The organism is Streptococcus parasuis (assembly GCF_021654455.1).
In the GTDB taxonomy this organism is placed as follows: Bacteria; Bacillota; Bacilli; order Lactobacillales; family Streptococcaceae; genus Streptococcus; species Streptococcus parasuis.
Genome location: NZ_AP024276.1, coordinates 244278 through 264343 on the forward strand (window position 1 = coordinate 244278; position 20066 = coordinate 264343).

Sequence of the window (20066 nt, forward strand, 5' to 3'; positions counted from 1 at the left end):
AAAAAAGAATTCAAAACCCTTGATTATTTTTTTGAATAGGTTTATAATCTCTACATAGTGATAAAAATTACTAGATAGTAATAAACAGAAAAGAGGAATTCAATGTCAAATTTTGCAAAACTTCAAGAAACTCGTCGTACTATTTATGCACTCGGTAAAGAATTGCCAGTATCAAATGAAGAAGTAGTAGCTCTCGTTGAGAAAGCTATGAAGGAATCACCATCAGCTTTCAACTCACAATCAAGTCGTGCAGTAGTACTTTTTGGTGCTGAATCAGAAGCTTTCTGGAACGAAATTGCCTACATCGAATTGGAAAAAGTAACGCCAGCAGAAGCGTTTGAAGGCACTAAAGGTCGTTTGGCTAGCTTTGCTGCAGGTGCAGGTACGATCTTGTTCTTCGAAGACCAAGACGTAGTTAAAGGCTTGCAAGAAAGCTTCCCACTCTATGCAGAAAACTTCCCAATCTGGTCTGAACAAGCTCATGGTATCAACTTGTACGCAGTTTGGTTGGCATTTGCTGAGAAAAATATCGGTATGAACGTGCAACACTACAACCCATTGGTAGATGCACAAGTTGCTGAAAAATACGGTATCCCAGCTAACTGGAAACTTCGTGCACAAGCTCCATTCGGTAGCATCGCAGCTCCAGCAGGGGAAAAAGATTACATGGCGGATGGGGACCGTGTAAAGGTTTTTGGTAACTAATAAAGTTTACAGTTTGCTTTATTACGTCGTTAACTCGCCTTGCCTAACTCCAGTTATGTCTGCGGCTCGTTGCCTAGTACTAAATGCAAACTGAAAACTTTACCCTGCGATGGGATCAGACGTTGTTGACTTGATGTGATGAACTTAAGTTCGATCTACATCTGCGTCGCCTAGTCTGACTTCAATTTTCATTGAGTATACATACTTATAGTTTGCTTTATTACGTCGGCAGATGGGGAAACTTCGTTTCCTTATTTCCAACTTCAAACGATCCACTGGATTGTTTGAACTCGCTTTGGCGTACTTTACGAGTGTTACTTACTATCGTAAGTAAGATTTCCAACCTTCAACAGTCACTACCCTGACTGTTGAAGTAGCCTGCAGCTGTTGACACAAACTCTGTTCGTTTTATCTCCCACCTCTAACTATCTCCCAGATAGTTAGAGCTAGTACTAAAAGCAAAATGAAAACTTTATTCTGCGAAAATTGGAAATATCCCTTGTCAGCTTGCCTAGTTGAGTGTAAAGCTTCAGTGAATATGACACAACCTTCCCACTAACTTCCTGTTTTGCAGGAAGTTTTTTTATCTGCCCTTTACCAAAATATGATACAATAATCTAGTATAATAACCTAAGGAGATGAACATGGTATTACCTAATTTTAAAGAAAATCTTGCGAAATACGCGAAACTTTTGGTATCAACTGGTATCAATGTCCAACCAGGTCATACAGTCCAATTGACAATTGCTGTTGATCAGGCTGAGTTAGCCCGTTTGATCGTTAAAGAAGCTTATGCACTCGGTGCAGCAGAAGTCTTAGTGAACTGGTCAGATGATGTCATTGCTCGCGAACGTTTGGTCAATGTAGATGTAGAACGCTTGGAACAAGTTCACCCACAACGTGTTACTGAAATGAATTATTTATTAGAGCACAAATCTAGTCGTTTGGTTGTCTTGTCTGATGATCCTGGTGCATACGATGGTGTTGACCCTGAGAAATTGTCTCGCAGTGCACGCGCAATCAGCCAAGCATTGAACCCAATGCGTCAAGCCACTCAAGCTAACAAAATCAGCTGGACACTTGGTGCAGCATCTGGTTTGGAATGGGCCAAAAAAGTGTTCCCGAATGCAACGTCTGACGAAGAAGCAGTAGATCTACTTTGGGACCAAATTTTCAAGACTTGCCGTATCTACGAAGAAGATCCAATCAAAGCCTGGGAAGAGCATGAAGCACGCTTGGTAGCAAAAGCTAAGGTTCTTAATGACGAGCAATTTGTCAAATTGCACTACACAGCACCAGGAACCGATCTCGTTCTCGGTATGCCGAAAAACCACTTATGGGAAGCGGCTGGTTCGATCAATGCCCAAGGTGAGAAGTTTATTGCCAACATGCCAACAGAAGAGGTCTTTACAGCACCTGACTATCGTGTGGCCGATGGTTATGTAACTTCTACAAAACCGCTTAGCTATAACGGCAATATTATCGAAGGTATCAAAGTAACCTTTAAAGATGGTGAGATTGTAGATGTGACTGCTGAAAAAGGCGATGAAGTCATGAAGAAACTGGTCTTTGACAATGCTGGTGCACGCGGTCTGGGTGAAGTTGCCCTTGTTCCAGACAAGAGCCCAATCTCTCAATCAGGTGTAACTTTCTTCAATACTCTCTTTGATGAAAATGCTTCAAACCACTTGGCAATCGGGCAAGCCTATGCTTTCTCAATTGAAGGTGGTACAGAAATGAGCCAAGAAGAGTTGAAAGAAGCAGGTCTCAACCGTTCTGATGTCCACGTTGACTTCATGATTGGTTCAAACAAAATGAACATTGATGGCATTCGTGAAGATGGAACTCGCGTCCCTATCTTCCGCGACGGTGAGTGGGCTATCTAATAGTCATCTTATAAGACTGGGCAACCAGTCTTATTTTGTAAATATTGGAGGAAAATAAGATGTTAACAAGTATTATCGCAGGTGCCATAATTGGTATGATTGCAGGAGCACTTACTTCGTCAGACGATCGTCGTGGTTGTCTGGGAAATATTATCCTTGGGCTTGCTGGTTCGTGGATTGGGCAGTTGCTCTTTGGTGATTGGGGGCCACAATTTGCTGGCATGGCCCTGGTACCGTCAGTCTTTGGAGCAGTATTGTTGGTGGCCATTTTTTCAAGTTCAAGACGGAGTTAATAAATATAGCCGAGCTTTGAAAAAGAGCTTGGCTTTATTTATTATGTGAATTTGCATGAATTGCCGTATTGTTCGGATTTTTCAGAAAATTTCCATTTTTCTATTGACAAGTGAAAAAAAGTAAGGTATTATTGTAAACAACCAAGAACCTGTATTCACAAGTGAAGTGCTTGTATATAAGAGATAGTTTTTCGCTAATCAAGGCAGTTTTTTGAGGGAATACTGACGTATTTTGAAAAAAACTAACGATGAGTAGCTGAAATACTAGCCTTAGATGGAAGTGCTGAACTGTGAATACAGGTTCCAGAACACTGAAAGGACAAAGTCAAATGAAACCAGTCACTACAAACTTTACTTTGTTGTTGCGACGGTTGGGCTAGTGCACTAGGTAGCATTAGTCCTGTTTGGCTTACCAAGCGGGCGCTGTTGACAACATCTCGCAGGTAGTAGTCCTCGAGGTGTTTTCTTTTTACCACAGTCCATTCCCTTTTCTTTTATTACTGCGTTAACTCGCTTTGCCGTACTGTAGTACTGTCTTCAGCTCGTTGCCTTGTACTAAAAGTAAGTTGAATGGACTGTCAAGAACTTTAGACTAATGAATTAGCTACCGAGTTATTTTATATTTTTAAGTTGAAGGTTGTTTAGAAAGGTATTCTTATGCGTGTGATTGAATTTTTAGATACGACTTTACGGGATGGTGAACAGACGCCTGGTGTGAATTTTTCTATCAAGGAAAAAGTGACCATTGCCAAGCAGTTGGAGAAATGGGGGATCTCTGCCATTGAAGCGGGTTTTCCAGCGGCCAGTCCTGATTCTTTTGAAGCGGTTCGTCAGATTGCAGCGGCTATGACCAAGACGGCTGTGACAGGTTTGGCTCGGTCAGTCAAGTCAGACATTGATGCTTGTTATGAGGCTCTGAAAGATGCCAAGTATCCGCAGATTCATGTTTTCATTGCGACCAGTCCCATTCACCGTAAATATAAACTTCAAAAGACCAAAGAAGAAATTTTGTCGCAAATTACTGAACATGTCAGCTATGCCCGTGAGCGTTTTGAGGTGGTGGAGTTCTCGCCAGAGGATGCAACGCGGACAGAGTTGGATTATTTGCTAGAAGTAGTGCAGACAGCGGTAGATGCTGGTGCGACCTACATCAACATTCCAGATACAGTCGGCTTTACGACACCTCAGCACTACGGAGAAATTTTCCGTTACTTGACAACAAACGTCAAATCGGACCGTGAGATTATTTTCAGTCCCCATTGCCATAATGACCTAGGTATGGCTGTTGCCAATACCCTTTCAGCTATTAAAAACGGTGCCGGTCGTGTCGAGGGAACTATCAACGGTATTGGTGAGCGGGCAGGAAATGCGGCCCTTGAAGAAGTAGCTGTTGCCCTTGAAATTCGGAAAGATTTCTATGATGTGACCAGTCCAATTGTCCTAAAGGAAACGCTCAATACTTCGGAATTAGTCTCTCGCTTTTCAGGGATTGCCATTCCACGCAATAAGGCGGTGGTCGGTGGCAATGCCTTCTCTCACGAGTCAGGTATTCACCAAGATGGTGTCTTGAAAAATCCATTGACTTATGAAATCATTACACCTGAGTTGGTAGGGGTCAAGAAAAATTCTCTGCCACTGGGTAAACTATCTGGTCGCCATGCCTTTGTGGAAAAGCTGAAAGAATTAGACTTGTATTTTGAAGAGAGTGACGTTGCTGGTCTCTTTGCTCGCTTTAAAAATCTGGCGGACAAGAAAGAAAAAATCACGGACGCAGATATTCGTGCTTTGGTAGCTGGGACAGAAATCAGCAATCGTGATGGTTTCCAATTTAAAGATTTGCGTTTGGATAGTCAGTCTGACGGAAGCATTCAGGCTCAAGTTACCTTTATCAATCAAGATGAGGAAGAAGTGGTTGTTGTTGAGTCAGGCAAGGGTTCGGTTGAGGCTGTCTTTAATGCCATTGACCAATTCTTCCAGCAGGAAATCAGCTTAGAACGCTATCATATTGACGCTATTACCGATGGAATTGATGCCCAAGCGCGTGTGCTTGTCGCCGTAGAAAACAAGGCAACAGAAACCGTCTTTAACGCCTCTGGTATTGACTTTGACGTATTGAAGGCTTCTGCAATTGCCTATATTCATGCCAATGTCATGGTACAGAAAGAAAATAGCGGACAGATTGATAAGAAACTATCTGAGAAAGAGTTGCCAACTAGCTAGGAGGAAATATGACGAAAAAAATTGTAGCCTTGGCTGGTGATGGAATCGGTCCTGAAATCATGGAGGCTGGCCTAGCAGTCCTCGAGGCTGTTGCTGGGCAAGTAGGATTTGATTATGAGATTGAGGAGAGAGCTTTTGGTGGCGCTGGGATTGATGCGGCTGGCCATCCTCTACCAGATGCTACCTTACAAGCCTGCCGTCAGGCGGATGCGATTTTGTTAGCAGCTATCGGTAGCCCTCAATATGATGATGCAGCTGTTCGACCAGAACAAGGCTTGCTTCAACTTCGGAAGGAATTGGGTCTCTTTGCCAATATCCGTCCGGTCAAAATTTTTGATAGCCTGAAAGACTGTTCTCCTCTGAAAGCCGACCGGCTGGACGGTGTGGATTTGGTCATGGTACGAGAGTTGACAGGTGGGATTTATTTTGGAGAGCATATTCTGGAGACAGACCAAGCCAGCGATAGCAATACCTATCAGGCAGAAGAGATTGAGCGGGTTGTCCGCTCTGCCTTTGACCTAGCCCGAAAAAGACGGAAAAAAGTCACCAGCATTGATAAGCAAAATGTACTGGCGACGTCAAAATTGTGGCGGAAGGTAGCGGATGAGGTGGCTAAGGACTACCCAGATGTGACCTTGGAGCACCAGTTGGTGGATAGTGCAGCCATGCTTTTGATTACCAATCCTAGTCGATTTGACGTCTTGGTGACGGAAAATCTTTTCGGAGATATTTTGTCGGATGAGGCCAGCGTATTAACAGGAACGCTAGGGGTTCTGCCTTCTGCTAGTCATGCGGTGGCAGGTCCCAGTCTCTACGAACCTATCCATGGTTCGGCACCCGATATTGCAGGTCAGGGCATTGCCAATCCTGTCAGTATGATTCTATCTGTTGCCATGATGCTGGAAGAAAGTTTTGATTTGATCCAAGCAGGTCAGGGCATTCGCCAAGCCGTTGAAGAAGTCTTTGCCAAGGGGATTTTCACTAAAGACCTAGGTGGTAGCGCCTCTACCAAAGAAATAACCGCGACTATTATTGAACAGCTTGAAAGGAGGTCAACATGAGTGGCAAATCCATTTTTGACAAGCTATGGGATCGCCATGTGATTACAGGGCAGGAAGGTCAGCCCCAGCTCCTCTATGTCGACCAACATTATGTTCATGAGGTGACCAGTCCCCAGGCCTTTCAAGGACTGAGGGATACAGGGCGACCTGTTCGGCGCCCAGACTTGACCTTTGCGACTTTTGACCACAACGTACCAACCGTCGATATTCACAATATCCGTGATGTCATTTCCAAGGCTCAGATGGATGCCTTGGCGAAGAATATAGAAGATTTCGACATTCCCCACGTAGCCCACGGTTCGGAACATCAGGGCATTGTCCACATGGTTGGACCAGAAACAGGTCGGACCCAGCCAGGTAAGTTCATTGTCTGTGGGGATAGCCATACGGCGACCCACGGAGCATTTGGAGCCATTGCCTTTGGGATCGGCACTTCCGAAGTGGAGCACGTTCTCGCTACCCAAACAATCTGGCAGGTCAAACCTAAGCGACTCCTAGTGGAGTTTGTCGGTCAGGCCCAAGCAGGTGTCTATGCCAAGGACTTTATCCTGGCTCTGATTGCCCGCTACGGCGTGGATTGTGGTTTGGGTCATGTGGTGGAGTTTGCTGGTCCAGTCATCGACCGACTCAGCATGGAAGAGCGGATGACCATTTGTAATATGTCCATTGAGTTCGGCTCTAAGATGGGCATTATGGCTCCAGACCAGACCACTTTTGACTACCTGCGAGGTCGTGAGTGTGCACCAGCGGACTTTGAGGCGGCGGTGGCAGACTGGAAGGAGCTCTACTCAGATGCCGACACCGTCTATGACAAGCATCTAGTCCTTGATGTGTCGGACTTAGCACCGATGGTCACTTGGGGGACCACGCCTGCTATGGGGGTTAGCTTTGACGAAACCTTCCCAGCCATCCGTGACCACAACGACGAGCGGGCCTACGCTTACATGGACTTGGCTCCAGGGCAAAAGGCTGCGGACATTCCCGTTGGCTATGTCTTCCTAGGCTCTTGTACCAATGCTCGCCTCAGCGATTTGCAGCTGGCAGCTAGGATTGTTAAGGGGCGGAATATAGCAGAGCAGGTTACGGCCATTGTCGTTCCAGGTAGTCGCCCTGTCAAGCGAGCTGCAGAAAAGCTTGGGCTAGACAAAATTTTCATGGAGGCAGGCTTTGAATGGCGAGATCCAGGTTGCTCCATGTGTCTGGGTATGAATCCAGACAAGGTACCTGCTGGTGTCCACTGCGCCTCTACAAGTAATCGAAACTTTGAAGACCGACAGGGCTTTGGGGCCAAGACCCACTTGTGTAGTCCTGCTATGGCTGCCGCAGCTGCGCTTTTTGGACGATTTGTCGACACTAGACAGCTAGACATTCTCAAGGAGGGAGTTTAATGCACCAATTTACCACATGGACAGGAACAACCGTTCCGCTCATGAATGATAATATTGATACTGACCAACTCCTGCCCAAGCAGTTTCTCAAGCTGATTGACAAAAAAGGATTTGGCAAGTATCTGCTCTATGCTTGGCGGTATTTGGATGATAACTACACGGATAATCCTGACTTCATTCTCAATCAGCCTGAGTATCAAGGAGCTAGTATCCTCATATCTGGGGATAACTTCGGAGCAGGTTCCTCTAGGGAACACGCTGCTTGGGCTCTGGCAGATTATGGCTTCAAGGTCATCATTGCAGGCTCCTTTGGAGATATTCATTACAACAATGACTTGAACAACGGCATTCTGCCCATTATCCAGCCCAAAGAAGTCAGGGACCAACTGGCTCAGCTGGCTCCTGACCAAGAAATCACGGTTGACTTGGCAGACCAGTTGATACGGACGCCTTTTGGGGAATTCCCATTTGACATCGAACAGGACTGGAAACACAAGTTGCTCAATGGTTTGGATGATATTGGTATTACATTGCAGTATCAGGATTTGATTGCTGAGTATGAACTGAATAGACCAAGCTACTGGCAAAACTAGAGTCTTCCATTTTATCTTTTATTACTGCGACGAACGAGGAAACTCCGTTTCCCTATTTCCAACTTCAAATAATTTCATCATTATTTGAACTCGCTTTGCCGTACTTTACAAGCGTTACTTACTATCGTAAGTATGATTTTAAAACTTCAACAGTCACTACTCTGACTGTTGAATCTATCTGCGGCTCGTTGACACGAACAATGTTCGTTTTATCTCCAACCTCTAACTGTCTCCCAGACAGTTAGAGCTAGTACTAAAAGCAAACTGAAAGACTCCTACAAAATATGAAGAAAACATGCAGGTCGCTCTGCTATGAAATAAAAGAAAAGAGGAAATTATTATGACGAAACAAATTCACTGGGATGGCGCACTTTCACAAGAAGGTCTTGACATTATCAAGGGTGAGGGGGGCGTGATTGTCTGCCCGACTAAGGTTGGCTACATCATCATGACATCTGACAAGGCTGGCTTGGAGCGTAAATTTGATGCCAAAGAGCGCAAGCGTAATAAGCCGGGTGTGGTCCTTTGTGGTAGCATGGAGGAGCTTCGTGAGTTGGCTCAGTTGACTCCTGAGATTGATGCTTTCTACCAAAAACATTGGGATGAGGACATTTTGTTGGGTTGTATCCTGCCTTGGAAACCAGAGGCTTACGCCAAGTTGCAGGCTTATGGCGATGGTCGTGAAGAGTTGATGACCGACGTTCGTGGTACTTCTTGCTTTGTTATCAAGTTTGGTGTGGCTGGCGAGCAGATTGCTAAGGAAATGTGGGAAAAAGAAGGCCGTATGGTCTACGCTTCATCTGCTAACCCATCAGGTAAAGGAAATCGTGGTAAGGTAGAAGGTATCGGTGAGCGTATCGCGTCTAAGGTAGATTTGATTATCGAGGCGGATGACTACGTGGCCTCTATCCAGCCAGACAAGACCATTGAAACCCGCTATGAGCAAGGGGTTATGGTGTCTATGGTAGACAAAGATGGTAAACTGATTCCAGAACAAGGTGCAGATAGCCGTTCTATCAGCCCATGCCCAGTTGTCATCCGTAAGGGTCTGGACATCGATAAAATTATGATGCACTTGTCTGATCACTTCAACTCTTGGGATTATAGACAAGGGGAATATTACTAAGATAATTGAGAACGATCCGAAAGGGTCGTTTTTTGCTCTAATCTATCTAGTATTGGTTTACAATTTTCGCAAAATGTGTTACAATGTAACACAAAGAAGTGAGGTGAACTGATGAGTACAGTAACTATCCGATTAAACAAAGAGGAAGAAGTATTTTTCAAGAGCTATGCTCAATTGACTGGTCAAAGTCTTTCAAGTTTATTTAAGAAGGCGCTTGAGCGTGATATTGAGGATGAGTATGATTTGAGCATTTACCATCAAGCCTACGAGGAGTACCAGAAAGATCCTGAAACCATCAGTCATGCTGATTTCAAGAAGGAACTTGGTCTGTAATATGTTTCATGTAGAGTATTCTAAGAAGGCGCAGAAACAAATCAGAAAATTGGATAAGCAAATCCAAAGATTATTATTTGCATGGGTGGATAAACACTTAGACGGTACAGTTAATCCGAGGTTGCATGGCAAGGGATTGACAGGGGACCATGCCAATGAGTGGCGTTATCGTATCGGTGATTATCGGCTGATTTGCGATATTCAGGATGATAGGATGGTTATTCTGGCACTTGAATTTGGTCATCGTAGAGATATTTATTAAAAGCTGGTCTAATATAAGGTAGAACGATCCGAAAGGGTCGTTTTTTTGTACCAGAAAAAACTGACCGAGATTTCAGTCAGTTTGGTGTTGTTTGATAAGTGATTGGAGGTTGTCGAATAGGTTTTGCTCGTCTGTCAGTTCTAAGATTTGTAACCCTTTTTCCATCAGTTCTTGCTTGTTTTGGGCTATACCTAGATAGACATAGGCACGGGCTAGTTGATCATAGCGTTTTTCTTTCTTAGCTAGGTCCATGAGTTTGGTGGCGAAAAAAGTAGACTTACTGTACTGTCTTTGTTCCAAGAAAAAATAAGAAAGTGATCGATAATGTGACAGTATAGTGGGTTGAATTTTCTTGTAATCCTTGTATTTTTCTAATCGCTTTAGAAGAAGATTGGCAGTTTCTTCAAGAGTATCAAGTGAAGAAATCTTGGATAAGAGAGTACCGACTAAGATAATATCATTATGGTACCAGTTGTCATATCGCTCCAATTCTGACCAGAGGAGCTTAGAAAGAGTTTCAGCTTCTTCGGAAAGTTGATTGAAAGAAGTACTGTTTCGAACGGCTACTACAGTTTTTAAAAGTTGACATTTTCGACGGATAGGACCATCATCTGGTTCTTTTTTCAAATGGTTGTGGCAACGCTTTATCAAATCCTCCATGGTCTTAGTGGTCGGATTTTTGAGATTATCTATATCATAGAGCAATTGTTGGCGTTGGCTAGGCTGATAGTAGTTACAGAGGTATTCAAACTCCTCGAAGTTCATATCCACCTGTTTGAGTAAGAAACGCATGAGCTCATAGCTAGGAATGTTCTGATTTTTCTCGAAACGTACCAAGGTCGTTCGATTGATATAATCCCCACAAATCTGCTCCTGACTCAAACGTTTACTTTTCCGAATGCTCTTATAAACACTTCCGTAATTCCATCTCATGTTCAAACTCCTTCAAAAAATGTGATTATTTGCAACAAAATGAATTAGCATTATAAAAATAGTATATCATAATAATGTGGAAATATTGTTTTTCTGCATATAAAAATAGGTTGATAAAAGGAGTAACCTAATGAAACAGATTGATAAAAGTACTTTATTTTTAAGTAGTGTCATTGTTCTTTCGTGTAGTGTCCTATTGTTTCATATGGACCCGATTCAGATTGTAGATAGAGAGATTTGGCTCTGGCTAAATTCATTTATTCATGTACTATTTTTAAAACCTGCTGCTAGTCTAGGCGTTCTTGTGGGGCTTTATTTGCTGTATAAGGCTTTCAAGAAGTAGTCTAGCCAATAATATGCTGATGAAAGGCTGTTGTTTTGCTCTGCCATTTCTCCAAAGAAAGGAGTTTCTATGCTAAAAGTAGTCGATGTCTGTAAGCGATACGGTGCCCACCAGGTCTTGTCTTATGTGTCCTTTGAGTTGCAAGCGGGGGACTTGGTGGCCCTGGTAGGTCCCAATGGTGTGGGAAAATCCACCCTCCTAAATATCATCAGCAATACAGAAACCGTTGATCGTGGGTCGGTAACTATCAATGGTCGGCCCAATAGTGACCGAGCGATTTTTCAGGATATGTCTGTCATGTTGGATGCTCAAGCTCTTTATCCACAGTTGACGGGTTATGACCATCTGACTTATGTGGCTGCCACCCACAAGCTGGGGAAAAAGGAAGTGGATGTCCTAGTGGAAGAACTGGGGATGGGCTACTATGTCAAAAAGCGGGTGGCTGGCTATTCCATGGGTATGAAGCAGAAGCTGCTCTTTGCCATGGCTGTCCTTCCCAAGCCCAAGCTCTTGTTGCTGGATGAACCCCATATCGGCTTGGACCCGACCAATATCATCCAGCAGCGGGAATTTCTTCTAAACCTACAAGCAGAAGGTGTTGCCATTTTTCTTTCTTCCCACCATCTGTCGGAGATTGAGAAGCTGACCAATCAGGTTTATTTTCTCAAGGCCAGCAAGTTGATTGCCACAGAAGTGGAGTTGACGGCGGATTATGATTACCATCTTGCTGTGGAAAACTCCAAGCAGGTTCAGGAATTTTTACGGGATTATCCTCAACTCTTGTGGAAAAAGGCAGAGCAGGGTCTGGTGGAAATCTTCTTACCCGAGCGAGATTTACTGGATTGTTTGGATCGTATTCCAATCCAGCAGGTGGCTGGCCTTACAAAAGCCAGCGACTATATGGAAACCCTCTATCGTGATCTCTACGTGGAGGAAGGTGGTGAGGGGATATGAGGCTGAACTTTGAAATCAAGAAAATCCTCTGGTCGCCTCTCTACTGCTTGCTCGTGCTGGGTTTTTTAGGTCTGGCCTACCTTCCCATCTCGCAAAGGCAAGTCCACCAAGCGGCCTATGTGGAAACCTATAAAGAAGAACTGAGTGAATTGGTTAGTGTCTTGGCAGATATAAAAATTGAGGAGGAGTCAGAAGAAGCACCACGGATGCTGGGCTTGAAATCCGATATAGAAAGTGTCGGTCAGGCCTTAGATGAGGGGAAGTTTGAAGCTATCCCCAACTACCGCAAACTCATGTATCAGGATTTGGACTATTTTATCAGTCGCAATCGGCAGCTTTTTCAAACGCGACAATCCTTGACGCTTAGTGAAGTCGAGTGTTTGGCCAGATGGAATGACTGGTTGCTTGCCTACCAATTGCCTGATGGTCCTGAAAACAAGGCTTGGTCAACAGGGCGTATTGTTCAAGCCTACTTAGAAAGTTTGTTTGGTTTTCTTCCTGTATTTTTGGTGCTTGGTTTTCTACTTGCCAATCAGCTGGCGGAAAAGACATTTGCGCATCAAGTTTGGCAGTTGCGGCAATGGGATAGTCTGAGTTTGCAGGGGATGAGGCGTTTGGTTGCTTCCTTGCTTTCGCTTTTGCTGGCTGTGGGGATAGGTTTACTTTTTATCCTGGTCTATGATGGGCTGACAGGTCAGTTGGCTGTATCTAGTTTTCAAGTTCCTGTTGAGATTTTGGGTCAGAGGCAGTTGATAGGCTCTTGGCTTTACGGGCTTATCTTGCTTGGTTTTTGGCTAATCTTACTCCTAGCTGTTCGCCTACTTTTTGGATTTTTGGACCACTTGTTAGCCAGTCGGCTGACTTTTGTGGTGACGGGGTTACTGTTAGCTCTGGGGCTTTCCTATCAGGCAGGTGCAGTAGCTGGTTGGTCAGGTCAAATTCTGCCCTTGCTTGCCTTTCCGAGTTTTTTAGACACAGGTGCATTTTCACAGGTCTTTGTAGAGGTGGATGTCTTGCTCCTGCTGATCATTGGGCTTTTCGTTGCTTATTATGTGCTGACAGAAAAGAAAAGACTGGTCTTGACCGTGGGGCATCAGAAGGAGTTAGACACAGGGCGTTTAGACAAGGTTTGGTCTTTTGATGTTCTCATCCTTAGTCGGCTCAATTCTTGGAAAGGGCTCGTCTTAGGAAACTTGCTCCTAGCTCTGCTTTTTTCCCTACTGACGGGACTAGAAAAGCAAGAGGTTGCCCAGGAGGAGAGGGTTTCGATGGAGTTGGTTGCCCAGTCCTATGAGCAAGATGGGGCCTATGTGGAGAGTTTGCAGTCGGAAATCAACCGTCTGAGGCAGTTGGTCAAAGAGGATACGAGCTATCAAGAGGAGTTGGAGCTGAGGCTTGGTCTCTTGCAAGAATATCGTGTCTATAAGGACCTCTATGTCAAGCAATGGCAGGTATATCAGGAAAAACCTCAGGCTCTGCCGGCTAGTCACCTTGCTATGCTGGAGGCAGAGCAGGTCTATCTATGGGCTAGAGAGGAGAAGGCTTTTGCCAATGGTGATATTGGGGCCAGTCAGACGGTAGATAATCTTCGCCGTTACCAGACCCGCAATCAGGTCAGTCAGTATTACTGGCAGCAGCTGATGGAGGCTGGGGTGCCTGCTACCAAGCGGGGCAAGGATGTCATTTTGACCAGCTTGGAAAATCGTTTTGATACCAATGATGCCTTGGTTCCAGTAGACGATCCTTCTTGGGACCGTTCCAGAGATCTGTCAGGTATTGGCAGTCTGCGCTCTCTCTTTGATGGTCCGGCCTATTTGTTGGTGCTCTTGCTGGCGGTTTGGCTGGGCAGTCGAGGTAAGGCGGTGGAGGTTGCAGGGAAAAACTGGCGTCTCTATCAGATCCAGCCTGTGGATTTGCGCAAGGTTCTACTCACCAAGTGGTTGCTGGGACTGGGGCAGACTCTTTGTTTTACAATGCTCTTTCTAGCTAGTCTTTTCCTAGTCAATAGTCTGGTCGGAGGAATCGGTTATCTGGAAGATGGCCTTATCTTGCTTTCGCATTCGGAGAGGGGGATTTTCCTTAATCGCTTGAGTAACCAGGATTTATGGGCTTGGTTCCTTCCTAATGCTAAGTATCTCTTATTTATGGTGCTTGGCTTGCTTGTCTTGGAAATTGTCTTGGTTAGTCTCAATCATCTCTTGCAAGTTCGGTTTTCAAATCGCTTAGTGGTTTTCATCCTACTAGCTGGTTTGCTGGCTCTGCTGGACTATCTCCTCTTTCAAGACCTGATTTTGGATGGGCAGGAAATTTTTAGGCAGTTAGCTCTGCTATTTTCATGAAAAAAAGAAAAAACTGGCTGAAAATTTCAGTCAGTTTCTTAAGTTTATTCAATCACCAGCATGCCTTCTTTAACAGCCAGTGGGTGTTCTGGGTCAATGCGGTCGTAGAACATGACACCGTTGAGGTGGTCGATTTCGTGTTGGACCACGATGGCATTATAGCCCTTGAGCTTGATGCGGTGGGAATTGCCATTTTTGTCCAGATAATCTACAGTTACACGCGCGTGGCGGATTACGTAACCTTGGACTTCGCGGTCAACAGATAGGCAACCTTCTCCTCCTTCAAGGGCGGCTTCTTGGACAGAATGAGCCACGATTTTAGGATTGTACAATACTTCTTTTAGAGAGTAGGCTTGGGCAGGTGGATTTCCTTCCTCATCCTCTGGGTTTGGTACTAAAACAGCGATGATGCGTTTAGAAACATCCAATTGGGGAGCTGCAAGACCAACTCCGCCACGGAGTTTCATTTTTTCAGCCATGACAGGATCCTGAGAATGTTTGAGGAATTGCATCATTTTTTCACCTAAAATCACTTCTTGATCAGAAAGTGGAAATTGGACTTCCTCTGCAACTTGGCGTAGGGTTGGATGCCCTTCACGGATGATGTCATCCATGTCAATCAAATGGGCAGGTTTTGTAAGGTTTTCAATTACAGACATACTTCTCTCCTTTGGGTATTATTAAAATAAGTATAGCATGAAATGAAAGAGAATAAAAGCCTCACTCGCCTATCTATTCTGTTGCAAATCTGCTATACTAGTAAAAGACGAACGTTGAAAGGGAGAATGATGAAAAGAATTTTAGAAAAAGCTAGCCTATTGGCTTTATCCACCATGCTGGTATCAACATTTGCAGTATCCCCTGCTATTCCACAGATGATTGACCATTTTGCCCAAGAAGGGATTGCGGCCAGTCAAGTAGAAAACTTAATTACAGTTACCTCATTTGCTATTATGGCAGCTCTCTTGATGAATGGTCTGATTGTTCGATTTATTTCTGAACGGAATATTATCATTCTTGGGTTATTACTCCTTGCTATCGGTGGTTCCATGCCTATGTTTTTATCGGCCTTCCCAATGATTTTCTTGGCTAGAATTTTGCTGGGATTAGGGATCGGTCTGATAAATGCACGGGCCATTAACATTATTGGTAATTTTTTCACTGGTCAAGAACGTGTGCAGATGATGGGATTGCGTGGCTCGGCAGAAGTGTTGGGGAGTGCAGGCTTGACCCTATTGGTAGGATGGTTGACTCAATTTGGCTGGCAACCAGCCTTTATGGTCTATCTCTTTGCTTTGGTCGTTTTAGCCCTCTTTTTATTGTTTGTACCTCAAGAAGAGTTTGTGGCCCATAGCGAGTTGAAAAATGATAGTGGTTCTAAGGTCAAACTGGATAAGAAAATGTGGCAAATGGGGATCTACCTCGCATTTTTAGCTTTCTTTGTTATCAATGTCAATACTTTCTTGACCATTCGGATTCCACAGATTGTTTTGGACAAGGGAATTGGGACTGCTCAGCAAGCTAGTCTGATTCTCAGTTTGATGCAAATAATGGGGATTGTGGCAGGAACGGTTTTTAGTAGCTTGGTTGGCCGCTTGAAGGACTGGCTTTTAGCAGTTTCCTATGTAATCTTTGGACTCGCAGTTATCGGCATTGCCTTTGCGGATAATCTTTGGGTATTGGGCCTAGGCGGTATGGTATCAGGATTTTTCTATAGTATCGTTCTGACCATAGTTTTCAGCCAAGTAACGGATAGAGCACCCAAAGCTCTTCTTAATACAGTAATGACGATTGTTTTGATGGGCTGTAATATTGGTGGGGCAACATCGGCAATCTTACCAACTTTTCTGGAAAAACTCAACCCAACACCAACTGGTGCCTTTGGTATCTACGCCATCGGTTGCGCCTTGATAAGCGCAGGTTTAATCTATCAACAAATAAAGAAATAGGGAGTGGATTTCCGCTCCTTTTGGTATAATGGTTTTATGTTAGAAAACAATCAGCTCAATCAATTAATGTTGCGTTTCCCTGAAGATGTCCAATTGATTTTTAATGAAATGATCCCTTCTTATCAATTAGGTTATGCTGACTATGTCTATCAGACAGACGATGTTGCTACTCAGAACCGACGAATTAAAAATCTTGCTAAAAATTTTCGCAAGATGGATTACTTTTACATCATGCCCTTGCCCCAGGATCTGGCATTGGAAATTGCCAATCAATGGCGCTATCAACCACCTTTGGAGGCCTATTCTATCAGTGCAACTCCTGAGGCTTATGCAGAGATGATTTCCCCCGAGGCGCGTGGAGACCGCTTTTTTTCAGTCATTCGCAATGCAGCCCTCATGGGTTACTTTCAAGTGGAGCAAGTTGGTAAGGAACTCAGCCTTCAATTAGGGATGAAGCCGTCTTTGATGGGGAGGGGAAATGGCAGAGCTTTCTATCAGACGATTGAAGATTACATTGTTGAACATTATCATCCAGAGCAACTTAGCCTGACTGTAGCCATATGTAACCAACGAGCTCAAGCTCTCTTTCGAGCAGTTGGATTTTCTGTAAACGGTCATAGTATTCAAGTTTGTGATGGAAAACAGTATGAATGTGTCAGAATGGAAAAGAAATTAGCATGCGATTAGATAAATTTTTGGTAGACTGTGGTGTTGGTAGTCGGACAGAAGTCAAGAAACTTTTGAAAAACAAGCAAGTCACAGTCAACGGCCAAGTAGAGACGTCTCCTAAACAACAAATAAATGAACAGGTGGATCAGGTAGCAGTAGCTGGCGACATTCTCCACCATGAACAATTTGTTTACTACCTTCTCAATAAACCCAAAGGAGTTATCTCAGCAACTGAAGATGACCACCATCGGACGGTTTTAGATTTATTGGATGAAATAGCTCAACATAAGGAAGTTTTTCCAGTTGGACGCTTGGACATCGATACCCATGGCTTGCTACTTTTGACCAACAATGGCAAATTAGCCCATGCCATGCTCTCTCCTAAAAAACATGTTGATAAACTCTACCGTGCACAGGTTGACGGAATCATGACCCAAGAGGATGTCGCGCGATTTGCGGCAGGAATTGATTTAAAAGATTTTACCTGTCAGCCAGCCCAGTTGACTATCCTATCGACAGATGAGGCCAAAGAAACTTCACTGGTTGACATTACCATCCGAGAAGGAAAGTTTCACCAGGTCAAACGGATGGTGCAGGCTTGTGGTAAGATGGTGACGGATTTGCAACGGATATCAATGGGGCCCTTATGGTTGGACTCCGAACTAGCGATTGGAAAATACCGTAGATTAACAGCTGACGAATTGAAGCAATTAGAAGTGTTTGGTGTGGAATTATAGATAAAATAGAAGAGACTTGCCCCCGATTGGAAGCAAGTCCTTTTAAATATCCGCAGCTGCAAAAACAACCTGACCATCTTGGAATTTTTCAATACGAGCGAGTGAAGTAACAGGGACACCTGCATCTATCAAGAGTTGACGTCCGTCTTGGAAGGATTTTTCGATGATAATACCAACGCCAATTACCTGAGCACCAGCCTGTTGGATAATATCAATCAAGCCTTTTGCTGCTTGCCCATTGGCCAAAAAATCATCAACGATTAGAACCCGGTCTTCCTGCGACAAAAACTTGCTAGCAATAGAAACGGTACTGGTTACTTGCTTGGTGAAGGAGTAGACTTCAGATGTCAAGATTCCTTCTGTCATCGTAATATTTTTATGTTTTTTAGCAAAAATCATTGGCACATCTAAACTTTCAGCGACATAAACAGCTGGAGCAATGCCGGATGCCTCAATAGTGACAACTTTTGTAATTTGCTTAGAACGGTATGCTTCTGCTAACACTTGTCCCATTTCTTTCATCAATTTAAAATCAACCTGATGGGTCAGGAATGAATCAACTTTTAAAATATTTTCTCCTAACACCTGACCATCTTTTAAAATACGTTCTTCCAAAATTTTCATGATTCTTCCTCCAAATGATTCCTTGGTGTATTATAGCATTTTTTTATCATAAGCAAAACAATAAACGAATTATTGTTATAAAAACATGTAAAAAAACAGGTAAAATAACCAAAAGACGAACAGAAACAAAAAAATATCATTAATTGTATTGAAATAAGTGGATTTTTCTGATAGACTAAAAAATATTATTTAGGAACAAAAAAAGGAGAAACAATGTCTCAGAAAACAACAAATGAACATTCATCAGAAATGCTCTATGGAATTGATGAACAACCACCAAAAGGGATGGCTGTGTTGCTTGCTTTTCAGCATATCTTAGCAGCTTTTGCAGGCATCATCGCAGTGCCTCTTGTCGTTGCAAGTGCTTTGGGGCTATCAGTAGAAGATACTTCTATTATGGTATCAGCCTCTATCTTTGTTGCTGGGATTGCAACTATTTTGCAATCTAAAGGTTTGGGCCCAGTAGGTTCACGTGTCTCTGGTATGATGGGAACGGACTTTACCTTTGCCAATCCAGCTATCAGTGTTGGTAGCCAATTGGGAATTGCTGGTATCGTGGGTGCAACCATTGCGGGTTCATTTGTTGAAATCATTTTAAGTCGTTTTGTGAAACCCTTGATGCGTTTCTTTCCGCCATTGATTACAGGGACCGTTGTTTCCCTCATCGGTATTACCCTCATGCCAGTGAGTATGGACTGGGCAGCTGGTGGTGCTGGCGCTACAGATTATGCCTCTGTTGAAAATATCGGTATTGCCTTTATCGTCTTGGTCTTTACTTTGGCATTGAATCATTATGGTAAAGGAATGCTGAAAACAGCGTCAGTCTTTTTCGGTATGGTCTTTGGATATGTCCTCTGTATTTTGCTTGGAAAAGTAGATATGTCTGCTGTTGGAGAAGCAGCCTGGTTTGCTCTTCCTAAAATTTTCCATTACGGTGTAAAATTTGACCTATCTTCTATTCTAGCCTTTATTCCTGCTTATGTTGTATCCTTGATTGGTACGGTAGGGATTATGATGGCAATTGGAGAAGCGTCTAACCAAAAAATTTCTTCTGAGCGGGCAGCAAATGGTGTTTTAGCAGATGGCGTTGGTTCCTTGATTGCCGGTGTGTTTGGGGCTGGTCCAAATACAGCCTTCTCACAAAACGTTGGCCTCATTACTTTGACAAAAGTTGCTAGTCGTCATGTCATGATCATTGCGGGTGTTATTCTTGCCTTACTTGGTGTCTTTCCAAAATTATCAGCCTTGATTTCCATTATGCCCCAGCCTGTTCTTGGTGGTGTTGGGATTATCATGTTCGGTTTGGTTGCTGCCCAAGGGATTAAGACTCTTGCAACGGTTAAAATTGGGGACCGTGAGCTCTTGATTATTTCCATTGCCTTTGCGCTGGGGATTGGTGTGACGGTACGTCCAGAGTTGTTAAGCCATCTTCCATCAGCTCTTCAAATGGTCTTCTCATCAGGTATTTCAACAGGGACCTTAGCTGCACTCATTTTGAACATGGTTTTAAAAGAAAAATAATATTCAGATAGGCTATCCTCGTGATAGTCTATTCTTATAGATAGTCATAATTTATTGGTATTGGCCGAGAGAATTTGGTTTTGGTATACTAATAGTAAATGGTAAACAGGAGGTATAAATGACACACTTT

At 43.7% G+C, this 20066-nt stretch carries 20 protein-coding genes; 17 read left to right on the forward strand and 3 right to left on the reverse strand.

What is annotated here, in order from left to right; translation table 11 throughout:
• The first annotated feature begins 102 nt into the window (after nucleotides 1-102).
• From L6410_RS01230 to L6410_RS01275, 10 genes are all read left to right on the forward strand, one after another.
• Complete coding sequence (locus L6410_RS01230) at nucleotides 103-705, forward strand: nitroreductase family protein (protein ID WP_237395649.1); 603 nt, start codon at nucleotides 103-105, stop codon at nucleotides 703-705.
• Between the two features lie 644 nt (nucleotides 706-1349).
• Nucleotides 1350-2591, forward strand: a complete 1242-nt coding sequence (locus L6410_RS01235; RefSeq protein ID WP_024391423.1) for an aminopeptidase — start codon at nucleotides 1350-1352, stop codon at nucleotides 2589-2591.
• A 59-nt stretch (nucleotides 2592-2650) separates the two neighbouring features.
• Complete coding sequence (locus L6410_RS01240) at nucleotides 2651-2884, forward strand: GlsB/YeaQ/YmgE family stress response membrane protein (protein WP_024391424.1); 234 nt, start codon at nucleotides 2651-2653, stop codon at nucleotides 2882-2884.
• Between the two features lie 657 nt (nucleotides 2885-3541).
• Entirely contained in the window at nucleotides 3542-5104 is a 1563-nt protein-coding gene (locus tag L6410_RS01245) for a 2-isopropylmalate synthase (protein WP_024391425.1), read from the forward strand.
• Nucleotides 5105-5112: 8 nt separating this feature from the next.
• Nucleotides 5113-6165: a 3-isopropylmalate dehydrogenase gene (gene leuB, locus L6410_RS01250; RefSeq protein ID WP_024391426.1), complete on the forward strand. Its 1053-nt coding sequence runs from the start codon at nucleotides 5113-5115 to the stop codon at nucleotides 6163-6165.
• Complete coding sequence (gene leuC / locus L6410_RS01255; protein ID WP_024391427.1) at nucleotides 6162-7553, forward strand: 3-isopropylmalate dehydratase large subunit; 1392 nt, start codon at nucleotides 6162-6164, stop codon at nucleotides 7551-7553. The genes leuB and leuC overlap by 4 nt, the downstream gene beginning before the upstream one ends.
• Nucleotides 7553-8146 carry a 3-isopropylmalate dehydratase small subunit gene (gene leuD, locus L6410_RS01260; protein ID WP_024391428.1) on the forward strand — a complete coding sequence of 198 codons (594 nt, stop codon included), beginning with the start codon at nucleotides 7553-7555 and terminating at the stop codon, nucleotides 8144-8146. Before leuC ends, leuD begins: the two co-directional genes overlap by 1 nt.
• Before the next feature lie 340 nt (nucleotides 8147-8486).
• Nucleotides 8487-9272: an L-threonylcarbamoyladenylate synthase gene (locus L6410_RS01265; protein WP_024391429.1), complete on the forward strand. Its 786-nt coding sequence runs from the start codon at nucleotides 8487-8489 to the stop codon at nucleotides 9270-9272.
• 111 nt (nucleotides 9273-9383) lie between these two features.
• Nucleotides 9384-9605 carry a type II toxin-antitoxin system RelB family antitoxin gene (gene relB / locus L6410_RS01270; RefSeq protein WP_024391430.1) on the forward strand — a complete coding sequence of 74 codons (222 nt, stop codon included), beginning with the start codon at nucleotides 9384-9386 and terminating at the stop codon, nucleotides 9603-9605.
• A gap of 1 nt (nucleotide 9606) precedes the next feature.
• Nucleotides 9607-9867, forward strand: a complete 261-nt coding sequence (locus L6410_RS01275) for a type II toxin-antitoxin system RelE family toxin (RefSeq protein WP_024391431.1) — start codon at nucleotides 9607-9609, stop codon at nucleotides 9865-9867.
• A 72-nt stretch (nucleotides 9868-9939) separates the two neighbouring features.
• Here the strand turns inward: L6410_RS01275 and L6410_RS01280 are convergent, their stop codons facing one another.
• Nucleotides 9940-10800: a helix-turn-helix domain-containing protein gene (locus tag L6410_RS01280; RefSeq protein WP_237395650.1), complete on the reverse strand. Its 861-nt coding sequence runs from the start codon at nucleotides 10798-10800 to the stop codon at nucleotides 9940-9942.
• Nucleotides 10801-10930: 130 nt separating this feature from the next.
• Between L6410_RS01280 and L6410_RS01285 the strand changes: the two genes are divergently transcribed.
• The 3 genes from L6410_RS01285 (at nucleotide 10931) to L6410_RS01295 (ending at nucleotide 14436) form a co-directional block, all read left to right on the forward strand.
• On the forward strand, nucleotides 10931-11143 hold the full coding sequence (locus tag L6410_RS01285; protein WP_024391433.1) for a hypothetical protein: 213 nt from the start codon (nucleotides 10931-10933) through the stop codon (nucleotides 11141-11143).
• 69 nt (nucleotides 11144-11212) lie between these two features.
• Complete coding sequence (locus tag L6410_RS01290; protein WP_024391434.1) at nucleotides 11213-12097, forward strand: ABC transporter ATP-binding protein; 885 nt, start codon at nucleotides 11213-11215, stop codon at nucleotides 12095-12097.
• Nucleotides 12094-14436 carry a hypothetical protein gene (locus L6410_RS01295; protein WP_024391435.1) on the forward strand — a complete coding sequence of 781 codons (2343 nt, stop codon included), beginning with the start codon at nucleotides 12094-12096 and terminating at the stop codon, nucleotides 14434-14436. The genes L6410_RS01290 and L6410_RS01295 overlap by 4 nt, the downstream gene beginning before the upstream one ends.
• 44 nt (nucleotides 14437-14480) lie before the next feature.
• Here L6410_RS01295 and def read toward each other — a convergent pair whose 3' ends face one another.
• Complete coding sequence (gene def / locus L6410_RS01300) at nucleotides 14481-15095, reverse strand: peptide deformylase (protein WP_024391436.1); 615 nt, start codon at nucleotides 15093-15095, stop codon at nucleotides 14481-14483.
• Between the two features lie 129 nt (nucleotides 15096-15224).
• On the opposite strand from def, the gene L6410_RS01305 reads away from it, so the two are divergent.
• From L6410_RS01305 to L6410_RS01315, 3 genes are read left to right on the forward strand one after another with little or no spacing between them, the layout of a single operon-like run.
• Entirely contained in the window at nucleotides 15225-16385 is a 1161-nt protein-coding gene (locus L6410_RS01305; RefSeq protein ID WP_024391437.1) for an MFS transporter, read from the forward strand.
• Between the two features lie 36 nt (nucleotides 16386-16421).
• Nucleotides 16422-17072 carry a GNAT family N-acetyltransferase gene (locus L6410_RS01310; protein ID WP_032512068.1) on the forward strand — a complete coding sequence of 217 codons (651 nt, stop codon included), beginning with the start codon at nucleotides 16422-16424 and terminating at the stop codon, nucleotides 17070-17072.
• On the forward strand, nucleotides 17063-17791 hold the full coding sequence (locus L6410_RS01315; protein ID WP_024391439.1) for a pseudouridine synthase: 729 nt from the start codon (nucleotides 17063-17065) through the stop codon (nucleotides 17789-17791). The genes L6410_RS01310 and L6410_RS01315 overlap by 10 nt, the downstream gene beginning before the upstream one ends.
• A gap of 42 nt (nucleotides 17792-17833) precedes the next feature.
• Here the strand turns inward: L6410_RS01315 and L6410_RS01320 are convergent, their stop codons facing one another.
• The gene (locus L6410_RS01320) at nucleotides 17834-18415 is read right to left on the reverse strand and encodes a xanthine phosphoribosyltransferase (protein WP_024391440.1); all 582 of its coding nucleotides are present in this window, start codon (nucleotides 18413-18415) and stop codon (nucleotides 17834-17836) included.
• A 213-nt stretch (nucleotides 18416-18628) separates the two neighbouring features.
• On the opposite strand from L6410_RS01320, the gene L6410_RS01325 reads away from it, so the two are divergent.
• Nucleotides 18629-19936, forward strand: a complete 1308-nt coding sequence (locus L6410_RS01325; protein ID WP_024391441.1) for a nucleobase:cation symporter-2 family protein — start codon at nucleotides 18629-18631, stop codon at nucleotides 19934-19936.
• Nucleotides 19937-20066: the final 130 nt, after the last annotated feature.

Coding starts and splice junctions, on each gene's coding strand:
- L6410_RS01230 (WP_237395649.1), top strand. CDS start 103: ATGTCAAATTTTGCAAAACTTCAAGAAACTCGTCGTACTATTTATGCA.
- L6410_RS01235 (WP_024391423.1), top strand. CDS start 1,350: ATGGTATTACCTAATTTTAAAGAAAATCTTGCGAAATACGCGAAACTT.
- L6410_RS01240 (WP_024391424.1), top strand. CDS start 2,651: ATGTTAACAAGTATTATCGCAGGTGCCATAATTGGTATGATTGCAGGA.
- L6410_RS01245 (WP_024391425.1), top strand. CDS start 3,542: ATGCGTGTGATTGAATTTTTAGATACGACTTTACGGGATGGTGAACAG.
- leuB (WP_024391426.1), top strand. CDS start 5,113: ATGACGAAAAAAATTGTAGCCTTGGCTGGTGATGGAATCGGTCCTGAA.
- leuC (WP_024391427.1), top strand. CDS start 6,162: ATGAGTGGCAAATCCATTTTTGACAAGCTATGGGATCGCCATGTGATT.
- leuD (WP_024391428.1), top strand. CDS start 7,553: ATGCACCAATTTACCACATGGACAGGAACAACCGTTCCGCTCATGAAT.
- L6410_RS01265 (WP_024391429.1), top strand. CDS start 8,487: ATGACGAAACAAATTCACTGGGATGGCGCACTTTCACAAGAAGGTCTT.
- relB (WP_024391430.1), top strand. CDS start 9,384: ATGAGTACAGTAACTATCCGATTAAACAAAGAGGAAGAAGTATTTTTC.
- L6410_RS01275 (WP_024391431.1), top strand. CDS start 9,607: ATGTTTCATGTAGAGTATTCTAAGAAGGCGCAGAAACAAATCAGAAAA.
- L6410_RS01280 (WP_237395650.1), bottom strand. CDS start 10,800: ATGAGATGGAATTACGGAAGTGTTTATAAGAGCATTCGGAAAAGTAAA.
- L6410_RS01285 (WP_024391433.1), top strand. CDS start 10,931: ATGAAACAGATTGATAAAAGTACTTTATTTTTAAGTAGTGTCATTGTT.
- L6410_RS01290 (WP_024391434.1), top strand. CDS start 11,213: ATGCTAAAAGTAGTCGATGTCTGTAAGCGATACGGTGCCCACCAGGTC.
- L6410_RS01295 (WP_024391435.1), top strand. CDS start 12,094: ATGAGGCTGAACTTTGAAATCAAGAAAATCCTCTGGTCGCCTCTCTAC.
- def (WP_024391436.1), bottom strand. CDS start 15,095: ATGTCTGTAATTGAAAACCTTACAAAACCTGCCCATTTGATTGACATG.
- L6410_RS01305 (WP_024391437.1), top strand. CDS start 15,225: ATGAAAAGAATTTTAGAAAAAGCTAGCCTATTGGCTTTATCCACCATG.
- L6410_RS01310 (WP_032512068.1), top strand. CDS start 16,422: ATGTTAGAAAACAATCAGCTCAATCAATTAATGTTGCGTTTCCCTGAA.
- L6410_RS01315 (WP_024391439.1), top strand. CDS start 17,063: ATGCGATTAGATAAATTTTTGGTAGACTGTGGTGTTGGTAGTCGGACA.
- L6410_RS01320 (WP_024391440.1), bottom strand. CDS start 18,415: ATGAAAATTTTGGAAGAACGTATTTTAAAAGATGGTCAGGTGTTAGGA.
- L6410_RS01325 (WP_024391441.1), top strand. CDS start 18,629: ATGTCTCAGAAAACAACAAATGAACATTCATCAGAAATGCTCTATGGA.